Here is a 13,677-nt window from a genome sequence, read left to right as displayed (position 1 = left end):
CTAACACCGTATAGTGGCGCGGTTAATTTCTTAGGTTCTTATTTATGCTGCAAAACAATCCGCTTTTGGCTCAATTAAAACAACAACTTAAAGAAACGTTACCTACAAAAGAAGGTATCGTTCGCGCAACAGCAAAAAGCTACGGCTTTTTAGAAATCAGCGACAAAGAAAGTGTTTTTATCGCGCCACCCCAAATGAAAAAGGTACTGCATGGTGATCGTATCCGCGCAGTGATCCGCACCGAAGGCGAAAAAAGCCAAGCTGAACCTGAAGCATTGTTAGAAAGTGCCATAAGCAGTTTTGTCGGCCAGATTAAACGTCAAAAAAACAAACTCAGTGTAGAGGCCGCCAACCCACTGTTACGAGACGCTTTTAAAGCGACAGTAGCTGAGGGCATCAATGCCGCTGAGTTACAAAATGGTGATTGGGTTATTGCTACGCTAAGCCAGCATGCGCTTAGCGCTGAGAGTTTTATTGTGACAATTACCGAGTTAGTGGCAAAAGCCGATGATCCAGAAGCGCCTTGGTGGGTTGTTTTAGCACGGCACGAATTACCGAAAAGAGCGCCAGATGCTCATCAGCAATGGCCATTACTGGATACTCAGCCTCGTACAGACTTTACTACGATACCGTTTTTGACAATTGATAACGCCTCAACTCAAGATATGGACGATGCGATCAGTGTTCGAGCCGAGGCTGATGGCTGGCAGTTACAAGTTGCTGTTGCCGATCCAGACGCTTACATAGCCGCCGGCTCTGCCTTAGATCAACAAGCACAGCAACGGGCTTTTACCACCTATTTGCCTGGGCGTAATATCCCCATGTTACCGCGCGAACTCGCAGATGATTTATGCTCGCTACAACAAGGGGTGAAGCGCCCAGCCATTGTCGCCACGATGCACATTACAACAGACGGTGCTTTGCAAAGCCCGGCTGAGTTTACGTTGGCCTGGATTTGCTCGCAGGCGCGACTTAATTATCAGCAGGTTTCCGACTTTTTAGAACAACAAGGTGATTGGCAACCCGATAATAGCGACATGGCCGAGCAATTACAGCAACTGCACTTATTAACGCAAGCCAGACAACAATGGCGTCAGCAACACGCCATTGTGTTTCAAGATAAACCGGATTACCGCTTTGAATTAGATGAGGCCGGTCAAGTGGTGCATATTCATGCCGAACATCGGCGCATCGCTAATCAAATGGTAGAAGAGGCGATGATCGCCGCTAACCAAGCCTGTGGTGATTTACTGGCCAATCGTTTGGGCTTTGGTTTATTTAACGTGCATCAAGGCTTTGACAGCAACAAACTCAGCGCACTGGCTGAATTACTGCAACAGCATGCCGCACCCGTTGCACACGAGGAACTGGCTGAGTTGAGCGGTTATTGCCAACTACGTCGCTGGTTAACGCAACAAGATACGCGCTATTTAGAAAGCCGTTTACGTCGTTTTCAAGCCTATGCTGGCATGAGTATTACGCCTGCACCGCATTTTGGTATGGGCTTAACGCAATATGCAACCTGGACTTCACCAATCCGTAAATATGGCGATCTGGTCAATCAACGTTTGTTAAAAGCCATTTTACAGCAACAGCCTGCGCCGGAGATCCCCGAACAGCTGACGCAACATCTGGCCGATCAACGCAAAGTACAGCGCAAAGCCGAACGGGATATCGCCGATTGGTTGTATCATCTGTATCTACAGCCGCAACTCGGTGCAGCTCAAGCATTTACCGCTGAGATATTTGATATTAACCGAGCGGGGATCCGTGTGCGTTTATTAGAAAACGGTGCGGCGGCCTTTATTCCTGCCAGCTTAATTGCTCAGGGTAGCGAAACGGTTAAATTAAATTGGGAAGAAGGCCGTTGCTATCTTGCCGAGCAAGCCTTGTACGAGTTAGGCCAGCAACTGCAGGTGCAGTTACATGAGCTGAATGAACCTGGTAATATTTTAGTCAAACCTTTGCAAAGCACAGAGTAAAGCACCCGCCCGCTGATTTGCGAACGGGCCCAAAGGCTCATTCAGATAAGTTATTACGCTCTTCTGCTTGAGCTTTTTGGGTTTCATCGCGGATCCATTCGCGCCAAATCGCCACCAACAATGCCATTAATACCGGGCCAATAAATAACCCCACTAAACCCATCGTTTTCACGCCACCAATTAAACCAAAAAATGTGGGTAAAAACGGCAGTTTAATTCGCCCTCCCACCAAGGTTGGCCGAATGGTTTTATCGACAATAAATAGCTCGATACTGCCCCATAAAAATAAGCCAATCCCTGCGGTGGTAGCACCGGTGCCAACGAGGTATAACGAAATTAAACTAAAGGCCAGCGGTGCGCCACCGGGCACCAGCGCCATAAAGCCCGTTAACACCCCAAAAGCGACCGGCGAAGGCACCCCAGCCACCCAGTAGGCAACGCCCAGTACCACGCCCTCACCCACGGCAATAATTGACATGCCCAGCACGGTTGAGGTTACGGTAGCCGGTACCACCCGCGAAAAACGCTGCCAACGCTGTGGCAAAATACGCTCGCCCACGGTATCTAATTGCAGCGCTAATTTATCGCCGTCTTTATACAAAAAAAACAGCGTAATCAACATAAACAACAGTGACAGTAAAAACCCTGCGGTATGCCAGCCCATGGTTAAAATGGTACGGGAAATACCACCAAGATGTTCTCCCGTGACCACACTGATAAATTGCCCCAACTGATTAGGCGCACTAAGGTGCGCCTGCCATAACTCTGCTAACCACTCGCCCGCTAAGGGCAAGGCAGCTAACCATGCCGGTACCGGCTCACCAAATTGGTTGGCATGCACCAGCCATTGCAGCCAGGTTTTGGCTTCTTGCAGCGCAAAAGAAAACACCAATGTTAAAGGCACCACTAACCCTAACACTATCATCGTTAGCGCCAGTGTTGCCGCTAAGGTCACGTTTTCAGCGCAGCGCTGTACCAATTTTTGATAAAGCGGCCAGCTGGCAAAGCAGATAATCAGTGCGGCTAATACTGGCACCAAAAAACCAATAAAGAAAAACACCCCTGAAGCTAAAATCAACAACAGCAAAACGCGACTGATCGCTTCATTACTAAAAATTTGTGCCATGCTTACCACCTTTGACTGCCCGCAAGGGGCTGACGACACCTAGAAATGCAGCCTTGATCCTAGCCACAATAATGGCGCTACTTTACTGCTTTACGGGTGAAATAGCACTGACAAGCAGCCGCTTGCGACTAAAGTTTTGCGACTTGTCGCGCGACGGTGCAACTTCCCCCCTCTTCACGTCCCAAAATAAGGGGCAACAGCTGTCCATTTGACGAAAACACACCTAGCCTCTAAAGTTAAACAGCAACACTATTGCAAGAGCGAGAATGAATGAAAACTCTCTACAGAACCTTAATGATTATCGGCTTACTGCTCGCTGCTTTGATCTGCTATGGCTATGGTTTTTCGAGTGGCACAGTAATTTTTGTGGTGCTAGGCATGGTATTAGAATTGGGGTTTTGGTTGGGCTTGTTCAGCAACAAGCTGCTACCCAAGTCTTAGCCTGCTGCGCGCTCGTTAATCCCTCACCCTACCGCTGTCAAAATAACAACTTGTTGCGGCTTTAATGACCAAAAGGCACCCACCTAAGCGGTGGATGCTTGTTCTTTACATTAAACAACTGGCATCGCTATCAGTAACCCAGTGTAATGTCAGCAGCGTTTAATGACCGCCACCTAAAGACTTAATAGCTTGGATCATCGACACCATGACCTTTTGCGCATCACCGTACACCATTTGCGTGTTATCGGCATAAAACAGTGCGTTTTCAACACCAGAATACCCTTTACCCTGACCACGCTTCACCACATACACCTGCTTAGCCATGTCGACGTTCAAAATAGGCATACCGTAAATCGGTGAGCTTTTGTTACTGCGCGCGGCAGGATTGACCGTATCGTTAGCGCCGATCACAATGGCGACATCCGCATCTTTAAACTCATTATTAATGTCTTCCATATCATAAATAATGTCATAAGGCACACCGGCTTCTGCCAGTAACACGTTCATGTGTCCGGGCATACGGCCCGCTACCGGATGAATGGCAAATTTCACTTCCACATCGGCGTCTTGCAGTAACTTCACTAATTCATACAATTTATGTTGTGCTTGTGCCACCGCTAAACCGTAGCCTGGGGCAATAATCACTTTAGTGGCATACCGCATATTGATACCGGCATCGCCTGCATCAATCGGTTTTTGGCTACCCGCCATTTCGCCTTGTTCTTCATCGCCCGCTGCCCCGAAGTTTGAAAATAGCACATTAGCCACAGAGCGATTCATCGCTTTAGCCATCAATAAGGTTAATAAAGAGCCAGCAGAGCCAACCACCATACCGGCAATCATCAACGCTGGGTTATTCAGCACATAGCCTTCAAAGCCAACCGCTAAGCCAGTAAAGGCGTTGTACAGTGAGATTACGACAGGCATGTCGGCACCGCCAATAGGCATGGTCATCATCACACCGTAAACCAGCGCTAAGGCAAAAAACACCGCAAACACCGGCATGCTGACCGCACCGCCCTGCCAAACGATATAAGCACCCATGGCTAACAACACCAGCAACAAACTGCCGTTGACCAGCTGTAGCGCGCTAAAACGCAAGGTGCCAATAATTCGTCCATCGAGTTTTGCCCAGGCAATTAATGAGCCGGACAACGACACCGCACCAATCACCCCACCCAGCACCGCTAGGCTCAGTGAAATACTGCCGTGCGTTTTATAGCCAATTAGCTCAATTGCAGCAATGGCTGCTGCTGCACCGCCGCCCATGCCATTATAAAGCGCCACCATTTGTGGCATTTCGGTCATGGCCACTTTTTTACCACTGCGCCAAGCCCAGCCTAAACCGATCGCCAGCGCGAGGAATGCCAAGGTTAAGTTGGTACTTAAATGCGGTTTTGCGGCTTCGTTCACGTCTAACGTGTAGAGAAAGCTCGCCAACACCGCTAACACCATACCGGCACCGGCTACCACAATGCCTGAGCGTGCCGTTAAGGGTGATGACATGCGCTTTAAACCATAGATAAACAAAAACGCCGCAACGAAATAACTGGCATCAATCAACAAAGCTGCATTCATGTGTTACTCCTTGACTTTAGGGCTTTTACTTGAGGGTTTAAACATCTGCAGCATACGCTCTGTGACGACATAACCGCCCGCAGCATTGCCGGCCCCCAATAACACGCCTAAAAAACCAATGATCTGCTCAGGTAATGAACTCGCATTAAGTAATGCCCAGAGCGCCCCCACTACCACGATGCCATGAATAAAATTCGAGCCAGACATTAACGGCGTATGCAAAATAGCCGGTACTCGGCCGATAATTTCAAAGCCGGTAAAGGCAGCCAGCATAAAAATGTATAAGGCGACAAAGCCCGTTAAAATAGTGGTGCTGTATTCCATAAAAAACTCCCAAAGCCTGTATTTATTGTTCTAGTGCGGTTTTAATCGCAGCGGGTTTGATCTCGCCCGCGTGCGTCAGTACCGTTTTGGCTAACACTTCATCTTCCCAGTTCAGGGCGATTTCACCGTCAACAATAAACAGTTGCAGTAAATTCAGTACGTTTTTGGCGTACAATTCAGAAGCATGCTCCGCCAACATCGAGGGGACATTTAAAGGGGCCGCGATAGTAATTTGACCTTGCAGTACGGTTTCACCCGGCACGCTGTATTCGCAATTACCGCCGCCTTCGGCTGCAAGGTCAATGATTACGGCGCCCAGTTTCATGCCATCAACCTGATCTTTACTGATCAATTTGGGCGAAGGTCGCCCTGGAATGGCTGCAGTGGTGATCACAATATCGGCTTGTTGAATATGTTTGGTAACGACCGCAGCAATCTTGTCTTTTTCTGCTGCAGTTAATTCTCGGGCATAACCGCCTTCACCGCGAGCATCAACACCGGTATCCACAAATTTAGCCCCTAAAGATTCGGCCTGCTCTTTGGTTTCAGGCCTAACGTCATAACCTTCGGTTATCGCACCTAAGCGTCTAGCGGTGGCCAACGCTTGCAAACCGGCAACCCCAAGCCCCATTACTAAACAGCGTGCCGGGCGAATAGAGCCAACCGCAGTGGTCATCATCGGTAAAATACGGGAAAGTTTGGTTGCGCCCATTAAGGCGGCATAATAACCGGCGAGTGCAGCTTGTGAAGATAAGGCATCCATAGCTTGGGCGCGGCTAATGCGCGGTACTTGTTCCATGGCGAAACAGGTGATCTGTTTATCACGTAATAAGCGGGTTAATGCCGCTTCTTTATGGGGATAAATAAAACTAATTAAGATCGTGCCGGGTTGCAGCAAAGTAATGAGCTCAGCGCTGGGCGCTTGCACCGCTAACACAATAGCGGCATCCGCGAGTAATGCTTGTTCACTCTGGGCAAAAGTCACAGCACTAAAGGCCGTGTCTGGCAGCTTACTGGCTAAACCCGCCCCGCTTAGCATACTGATACTGCAACCCAGTTTCGCGAGCTTATCCGCCACTACAGGCACCATCGCGACCCGTTTCTCATGCGGCCTGCGCTCAAACAACACGGCAACCTTTATCGGCATATCCTTTACTCCTAATGATAACTGTCTGAGGAGTATAGTCTTTACTTAGAAACTTACCGGTGTTTCAGCATCAAAAGTTTTTGAGGTTTAGGTTATCTTTTGTCGTAACGCTACTGATCCCAACAACCTCGTTTCCTAAAAACGCCAACAGGATACGACTGTATGTCGCGGTTATTCGCTGAAATCCTTGCCATGTCACTTAGCCCTTAGCCCTTAGCCCTTAGCCCTTAGCCCTTAGCATCAGATGTTCAGTTATATTTAATCAAATAACAGCTTAACAACCCTTTTGTTTATCCCTCATTCGACAAACCAACACGCAACAGCCGCGACAGTGGTTAATGTAGCGTTAAGAACGGGGTGTTATAAATAAAGTTCACACGTTGAAAGGTACATTCAAATGAAAACGTTAATGTTCGCCTTATCCATCTCTACCTTACTGTTAAGTCATTCGGCTATGGCCAAACCCGAGCACGAAAAAGGCTTACCACCGGGCTTGGAAAAAAATTAGAAAAAGGTCAACCTTTACCACCGAGTTTGCAAAAAAAACTATCGGCTGGTCAGTATTTACATGATGATTATTATCGTCGTAGTACGGTATTAAAAAGACCGAATGCTGATGGCATTATCACTATCCAAATTGAAGGCACCATCATTGAATTATTTGAACACAGCAGAGAAATAGTACGAATTTTAGAAGGTAAACGTTAAAACGCCTTAATATAAAAGGCGATATTTCGGATACAAAAAAACCGCTTAGATAAGCGGTTTTTTTTGAATTTGGAGCGAGTTACGAGATTCGAACTCGTGACCTCGACCTTGGCAAGGTCGCGCTCTACCAGCTGAGCTAAACTCGCAATGTATTGCTTTAATATTGCTGGTCAATATTAAATGGTGCCCGGGGCCGGACTTGAACCGGCACGAGGTTTCCCTCGAGGGATTTTAAATCCCTTGTGTCTACCGATTTCACCACCCGGGCAGACAACTTTCAAACGTATTAAAACAGCATGTTGTGGAGGCGGGTCCCGGAGTCGAACCGAGGTGGACGGATTTGCAATCCGCTGCATGGCCACTCTGCCAACCCGCCACTGTTGCTACCAACTCTAAAGAATTGGAGCGAGTTACGAGATTCGAACTCGTGACCTCGACCTTGGCAAGGTCGCGCTCTACCAGCTGAGCTAAACTCGCGTTGCTATGACCGTTTCGTGGCCATCTGCCTTAACACGTGACGCATTCTACTGTTTTAAATAAATCCGTCAATATTAAATTTTTAGTTTTACGTCTGTTTGCTTAAAAAGTAACTGACTTGCTGACAATTACAGCGACTTGGCTACACTGTTGACAAATCCGTCCAAGCTGAACGCAAATATTCATACATCGACCACACAGTTAGGATAGTTGCAATGTACAACATTAACATACCAACGGGTGTAAACCAGCTCAATAAGCTTAATGTTGGCTGCCAAATTAAAGCGATTAACGCTAACATTTGCGCAATAGTTTTGTATTTGCCTAAATTCGATACCGCAACATTCGCGCGTTTGCCTAGGCTTGCCATCCATTCACGTAACGCCGAAATAAAGATTTCACGACTAATAATAATAATAGTAGGAATGATCACCCAGAGGGTTTTAATGTCTACGGCAACTAATACCAAAGCGGTGGCCACCATCACCTTATCAGCGACCGGATCTAAAAAAGCACCGAACGGGGTAAATTGCTCCAGTTTTCTGGCTAAATAGCCGTCTAACGCATCGGTAATTGCCGCTAAGCAAAACACCAGAGCAGACCAAAAACGGGCATTTTCCAAACCAGAGTAGAAAAAATAGATAAATACTGGGATGAGCAGTAAACGAAACAGCGTTAACAGGTTGGGAATATTCCACATAACAGAGTTCTCAGGCACTTAATGCCTTAATGCTACTTGTTCTGACAGGCTTGGTAAATCTTTTCTGCTTGTTGTTTTGAAATTCCAGGCACAGAACACAGTTCAGTAACGGATGCTTTTAATACACCTTGTAAGCCACCTAAGTATTGTAACAAGGCTTGCCGGCGTTTTTCACCAATGCCTGAAATGTTTTCAAGCGGACTTTTTAATAAAGCTTTACCGCGTTTATTTCGATGACCGGTTATCGCAAAACGGTGCGCCTCATCACGGATCTGCTGGATCAAATGCAAGGCGGGGCTATCTTCCGGTAAGTTAATACTCCGCCCACTGTCCCACAAAATTAAGGTTTCTAAGCCCGCTTTACGACTGACGCCTTTAGCCACACCAATCAGTAAGGGCTTTTTCGCATGTGGCCAAGCGCTAAATTGTTCCAGTGCGATGTTCAGTTGCCCGATACCACCATCGATAAAAATAATATCAGGGATTTTACTGACTTCGCTTAGCTTGCTGTAGCGCTTATCTAACGCAAAGCGCATCGCGGCATAATCGTCCCCCCCGGTGATACCGGTGACATTGTAACGGCGGTATTCTTGCTTGTAAGGGCCTTCACCATCAAACACCACGCAAGATGCGATGGTGGCCTGCCCCATGGTATGACTAATATCAAAACATTCCATACGGCCAATATCATCTGGTAATTGTAATAATTGTTGTAATGCTTGATAGCGTACCCGCATTTTTTGCGTTAATGACTGCCTGCTGTCTAAGGCAATTTGCGCATTTTTCTGCGCTAAGCTCAAATACTGGGCTTTCTCGCCGCGTTTAGCGGCAGTTAACCGCACTTTGAACTCAGCAATATTACTTATCGCTTCAGCTAAACTATCCGCATTTTCAAGTGCCATCGGTAACACGATCTCTTTAGGGATCTGCTGATCGCTGTGACCATTGAGATAAAATTGTAGAATAAAAGCAGATAATACCTCGGCCGCGCTCATATCCAACGGCACTTTCGGATAATAGGATTTGCTACCGAGAATTTTCCGATCACGAATAAACAGCACATGCACTACCGCGGTTTGACCATGCAAGCTAAAGCCGATGGCATCAAGCTCTTCATGATCACCGCTCACATATTGCTGTTCTTGCACTTTGCGCAAGGCACTAATTTGATCGCGAAATGCAGCGGCAGCTTCAAATTGCCAGCTCTCACTGGCTGCAGCCATTTTCTGCACTAAATCATCAATAACTTGTTGGTTTTTACCGGCTAAAAATAGCGCAGCTAAACGCACTTGCTCTGCGTAATCTTCATCGCTAATTTTACCCACGCAGGGCGCACTGCACAGCTTTAATTGATATTGCAAACAGGGCCGAGTGCGAGCACGGTAGAAACCATCTTCGCATTGACGGATCGGGAAAATTTTCTGCAAACTTTTTAAACTTTGCCACACCGCACCAGCATTCGGGTAAGGCCCAAAATACTGGCCCACAACTTTTCGCGGGCCGCGATGCGAACTAATCCGCGGATGACGATGAGAAGTTAATAAGATATACGGATAAGACTTATCATCACGCAGTAAAATATTGTATTTGGGTAAGTACTGTTTGATCAGGTTGTTTTCTAAAATCAGTGCTTCGGTTTCACTGTGCGTCAGAGTGAATTCGATACTCGCAATTTGCCCAACCAAGGCACGGGTTTTTACACTGTCGACCGTGGTTCTAAAATAGCTACTTAGCCTTTTCTTCAGATCTTTTGCTTTACCCACATAAATAACAATGCCGCCCTGGTTAAACATGCGATACACGCCAGGTTGTTGCGGCACTGTGGCCAAAAACGCTTTTGAATCAAACATAATAGGACTTGTTAATGCGCAATCTTAGCGATATCTATCATGCCATGTCGAAACGCTAGATGAGTCAGTTCAACATCACCATTAATCGCCAGTTTTTCAAACATGCGATAACGATATGAATTTACCGTTTTTGCACTGACATTTAACTGATCAGCGATATCGGTCACCTTTTGACCACGGGTGATCATCATCATGATTTGTAATTCACGATCAGATAACCCTTCAAAAGGGTTAGGTTGCAAATTATTGACCTTAGCCAAGGCCATTTTTTGCGCCACTTCATCAGAGATATGTCGCACACCGGAATACACTTTTTTAATCGCCATTACCATTTCTTTGGGTGGCGTATTTTTTGAGATAAAACCGGCGGCACCTAATTGCATCACTTTAGTCGGTACCGGCTCTTCACAAGAAATAGATAAGGCCAATACTTTAACATCTGGGCAATAATGCAGAATGCGCTTGGTCGCGGTCATGCCACCCATACCGGGCATATTCATGTCCATCAACACGACATCAGGTTCGTTTTGACGACAAAACTGTAAGGCTTCTTCGCCGGAGCTGGCCTCGCCTATCACCTTGATACCGCGCTCATCCATTAGTATGCGACTTATACCAGTCCGAACAAGCTCGTGATCATCAACTAACAGCACGTTAATCAACTTGGCTTCTCCGTTATGCGGGTTATCACCTGTAGCTGGCGGATTTGTCCACAGCTAGGCGCTATATTAATTTTCCAGTTAACCGCTTAAGGGCTAACTACGGTGTCATCGCTTTGCGTCAAATTAACAATGACCAGCAAAGCAGCTGCTTAGTGTGCCAGAAAGCGTTGCATCTGCAAACCATTAAATGTTTCTAAAATCGGTGCAAATTAACAAGCGAAATCAAAGGCTTTTAGCACAAAAACTACTATATAGCGATTAAGTTTATTTAGCGAGTGTAGTTAAATGAAAAATAATGAGGTATTTAGCTAGACAGGTATAGGAAGTTGCGTGGCGGAGGGGGAGAGATTCGAACTCTCGGTAGGCTATTAACCTACGCCGGTTTTCAAGACCGGTGCATTAAACCGCTCTGCCACCCCTCCGCGTTACAGGACGGCATATTAAAAACTTGGCTGCACTTTGTAAAGCGTTAATTTTACTTCGCTAAACTAACTGCCGACAATTTCAGCAAATGGCGGGCAAACGTTACAAACCTAACGCTATATTGTCGTCGCAGCTTATTCAGGTTTGCAACAGCGTGATGTTGAACCTAACGTTAAACTGCAACGTAAAAAAGTAAAAAGCCACCCTAGGGTGGCTTTTTAGAATAATGGCGGAGGGAGAGAGATTCGAACTCTCGGTAGGCTATTAACCTACGCCGGTTTTCAAGACCGGTGCATTAAACCGCTCTGCCATCCCTCCAGCGCTGCGTATACTAATCACTTTGCTCTGGAAAATAAAGCAAAAAATTTAAAATAATTCTAACTGCCGTTTTTTCGTGCAGCCAGCTCTAGTTATAACGGAACTTTAACAGTATTATGCACTCAGTAACTTTACAAAACTCGGTAATAGGAGACATTTATGTCATACAGAGAAACCAGTAATATCAACACACTCAGTCATGGTGTTGAAATCAACAAGGTATTGCGCAACACCTACTTTTTGCTAGGTTTAACCTTAGCCTTTAGCGCGGTAACCGCCGTTACCGCCATGGCCATGAACATTTCGCCGATGGCTTCTTTAGTCTGCATGATCGCAGGCTTTATTATGCTATTTGTTGTTAACAAAAAAGCAGACTCTGCTAGCGGCATTTTCTGGGTATTTGGTTTTGCAGGCGCCATGGGCGCGTCACTTGGCCCAATGTTGTCAATGTATGCTGGCTTAGCCAATGGCCCAGCGTTAATTATGCAAGCCTTAGCCGGTACTGCGCTGATCTTCTTTAGTTTATCGGCTTATGTTTTAACCACACGTAAAGACTTCTCTTTTATGGGCGGTTTCTTAATGATTGGTTTAATCGTGGTGTTGGTTGCTGCTTTAGCAAATATATTTTTAGCTATCCCAGCGTTAAGCCTAACCATCAGTGCCGTGGTTATTTTGATTATGTCAGGTTTAATCTTGTTCGATACCAGCCGTATCATCAACGGTGGTGAAACAAATTATATCCGTGCAACCGTTTCGTTATACCTAAACGTGTTCAACATCTTTGTGCACCTGTTAAGCTTATTAGGCATTATGGGTGGTGACGACTAAGCTTTTGCTGCTCAGTCGTAATTTAGTTAAAATACCCCGCTAAGCGGGGTATTTTTTTAGCCGCGCCCTACTGTGCTGTGCCCAGTGCACTAATGCCGTTATTAAGAGAAACTACCGTGGCTCATTTTAGTTTATTGTTGACTCAAAACCCCTTTGCTTCTCAAAGCTTTGATAGTGCTTTGCAATTTGCCAAAGCGGCTTTAGCCGCAGGCTACAGCATTGAGCAGGTGTTTTTATATGAAGATGCCGTATTCGCAGCCGCAGCGACGATCGACTTACCCACAGATGAACGTAATTTGGCAGCGGAATTAGCCAAATTTTGTCAGCAGCAACAGCTGCCTTTGTTATATTGCATTACCGCGGCAGAGAAACGCGGTGTGCAAGCAGCGAATGATAGCCTTTTTCAAGCAGCTGGCTTGGCCGAGTTTGCTATGCGTTTGGCCAACAGTAAATTGGTGCAATTCTGATGCAACATATCCTGATACTGCAAACGCAGTCGCCGTTTAATCAAGCCCGCGCTCGTGAAGCGCTCGATTTAACCTTGGCTTTAGCCGCCGTGGATTATCAGCTCAGTGTCGTCTTTATGGCGGATGCCGTATTTCAATTAGTAAGCCCTGCTGAGTTAAAAGCACCTCCCATCAAGCCGGTATATAAAAGTTTTGGTTTATTTGGTTTATACGACATTGAACAGTGCTTCGTCTGCCAGCAAGCATTAACACAACGCGGTCTGACCGCTTTGCCGCTGCCTCCCGGATTTCAAACTATTACGCCGACAACCATAACCGCCCTGATACGCGCGGTCGATCAGGTAATAAGGTGCTAAGCCATGATACTGTTTAATCTTATTAACCCCGCAGCAGATTTAACCGAATTAGCTCAGCTCTGTATCCCAGCTGATACTGTACTTTTACGCCAAGATGCCGTTTACCTAGTATTACAGCCGTCATTACCTTTTACGTGTCGGGTGCTGGCTTTATCGAGTGATCTAGCATGGCGCAATCTGGCCAAGCCAGCACATATTCAGCTGATCAACACACAAGAATGGGTGCAATTAACGGCAGCCTCGAATAAAAGCATCTTATGGCGATAACGCCAAGTTTTATTAAGGATCGA

At 46.4% G+C, this 13,677-nt stretch carries 13 protein-coding genes and 6 tRNA genes; 6 read left to right on the top strand and 13 right to left on the bottom strand.

Going from position 1 to position 13,677, the window contains the following annotated elements:
- Positions 1-44 precede the first annotated feature (44 nt).
- Entirely contained in the window at positions 45-1,982 is a 1,938-nt protein-coding gene (locus ACUJFK_RS09155) for an exoribonuclease II (protein ID WP_445424648.1), read from the top strand.
- 37 nt (positions 1,983-2,019) lie between these two features.
- Here ACUJFK_RS09155 and ACUJFK_RS09150 read toward each other — a convergent pair whose 3' ends face one another.
- Complete coding sequence (locus ACUJFK_RS09150) at positions 2,020-3,108, bottom strand: AI-2E family transporter (protein ID WP_226751473.1); 1,089 nt, start codon at positions 3,106-3,108, stop codon at positions 2,020-2,022.
- Between the two features lie 270 nt (positions 3,109-3,378).
- Here ACUJFK_RS09150 and ACUJFK_RS09145 point away from each other — a divergent pair, with 270 nt between their 5' ends.
- Positions 3,379-3,549, top strand: coding sequence for a hypothetical protein (locus tag ACUJFK_RS09145; protein WP_226751472.1), 171 nt, complete (start codon positions 3,379-3,381; stop codon positions 3,547-3,549).
- 159 nt (positions 3,550-3,708) lie between these two features.
- On the opposite strand, the gene ACUJFK_RS09140 is transcribed toward ACUJFK_RS09145, so the two are convergent.
- The 12 genes from ACUJFK_RS09140 to ACUJFK_RS09085 all read right to left on the bottom strand — a co-directional run bounded on the left by ACUJFK_RS09140 (position 3,709) and on the right by ACUJFK_RS09085 (position 11,736).
- Complete coding sequence (locus tag ACUJFK_RS09140; protein ID WP_445424647.1) at positions 3,709-5,127, bottom strand: NAD(P)(+) transhydrogenase (Re/Si-specific) subunit beta; 1,419 nt, start codon at positions 5,125-5,127, stop codon at positions 3,709-3,711.
- A 3-nt stretch (positions 5,128-5,130) separates the two neighbouring features.
- Positions 5,131-5,451: an NAD(P) transhydrogenase subunit alpha gene (locus ACUJFK_RS09135; RefSeq protein WP_445424646.1), complete on the bottom strand. Its 321-nt coding sequence runs from the start codon at positions 5,449-5,451 to the stop codon at positions 5,131-5,133.
- Positions 5,452-5,473: 22 nt separating this feature from the next.
- The gene (locus ACUJFK_RS09130) at positions 5,474-6,598 is read right to left on the bottom strand and encodes an NAD(P) transhydrogenase subunit alpha (RefSeq protein WP_445424645.1); all 1,125 of its coding nucleotides are present in this window, start codon (positions 6,596-6,598) and stop codon (positions 5,474-5,476) included.
- Positions 6,599-7,376: 778 nt separating this feature from the next.
- Positions 7,377-7,452: transfer RNA gene (locus tag ACUJFK_RS09125), tRNA-Gly, on the bottom strand.
- A 35-nt stretch (positions 7,453-7,487) separates the two neighbouring features.
- Positions 7,488-7,574 (bottom strand) — tRNA-Leu (locus tag ACUJFK_RS09120).
- Positions 7,575-7,608: 34 nt separating this feature from the next.
- A tRNA-Cys gene (locus tag ACUJFK_RS09115) sits at positions 7,609-7,682 on the bottom strand.
- Positions 7,683-7,707: 25 nt separating this feature from the next.
- A tRNA-Gly gene (locus ACUJFK_RS09110) sits at positions 7,708-7,783 on the bottom strand.
- Between the two features lie 142 nt (positions 7,784-7,925).
- On the bottom strand, positions 7,926-8,483 hold the full coding sequence (pgsA, locus tag ACUJFK_RS09105; protein ID WP_445424644.1) for a CDP-diacylglycerol--glycerol-3-phosphate 3-phosphatidyltransferase: 558 nt from the start codon (positions 8,481-8,483) through the stop codon (positions 7,926-7,928).
- Between the two features lie 32 nt (positions 8,484-8,515).
- Entirely contained in the window at positions 8,516-10,333 is a 1,818-nt protein-coding gene (gene uvrC / locus ACUJFK_RS09100) for an excinuclease ABC subunit UvrC (protein WP_445424643.1), read from the bottom strand.
- 11 nt (positions 10,334-10,344) lie between these two features.
- Positions 10,345-10,995 (bottom strand): UvrY/SirA/GacA family response regulator transcription factor, encoded by a 651-nt coding sequence (uvrY, locus tag ACUJFK_RS09095; protein ID WP_226751465.1) that lies wholly within the window; start codon positions 10,993-10,995, stop codon positions 10,345-10,347.
- Positions 10,996-11,326: 331 nt separating this feature from the next.
- Positions 11,327-11,417, bottom strand: a tRNA-Ser gene (locus ACUJFK_RS09090).
- A 228-nt stretch (positions 11,418-11,645) separates the two neighbouring features.
- Positions 11,646-11,736 (bottom strand) — tRNA-Ser (locus ACUJFK_RS09085).
- Between the two features lie 159 nt (positions 11,737-11,895).
- On the opposite strand from ACUJFK_RS09085, the gene ACUJFK_RS09080 reads away from it, so the two are divergent.
- The 4 genes from ACUJFK_RS09080 to ACUJFK_RS09065 all read left to right on the top strand — a co-directional run bounded on the left by ACUJFK_RS09080 (position 11,896) and on the right by ACUJFK_RS09065 (position 13,654).
- A complete protein-coding gene (locus ACUJFK_RS09080; protein WP_226751464.1) occupies positions 11,896-12,564 on the top strand; it encodes a Bax inhibitor-1/YccA family protein in 669 nt (222 codons plus the stop codon).
- A 92-nt stretch (positions 12,565-12,656) separates the two neighbouring features.
- A complete protein-coding gene (locus ACUJFK_RS09075; protein WP_445426745.1) occupies positions 12,657-13,031 on the top strand; it encodes a DsrE/DsrF/TusD sulfur relay family protein in 375 nt (124 codons plus the stop codon).
- Complete coding sequence (gene tusC, locus ACUJFK_RS09070) at positions 13,031-13,387, top strand: sulfurtransferase complex subunit TusC (RefSeq protein WP_445426744.1); 357 nt, start codon at positions 13,031-13,033, stop codon at positions 13,385-13,387. Before ACUJFK_RS09075 ends, tusC begins: the two co-directional genes overlap by 1 nt.
- Positions 13,388-13,390: 3 nt before the next feature.
- Entirely contained in the window at positions 13,391-13,654 is a 264-nt protein-coding gene (locus tag ACUJFK_RS09065) for a DsrH/TusB family sulfur metabolism protein (RefSeq protein WP_445426743.1), read from the top strand.
- Positions 13,655-13,677 lie beyond the last annotated feature (23 nt).

The organism is Alishewanella sp. HL-SH06 (assembly GCF_052656265.1).
The sequence above is the reverse complement of the archived record's forward strand: the minus strand, read 5'-3'. Positions and strand labels throughout refer to the sequence as shown.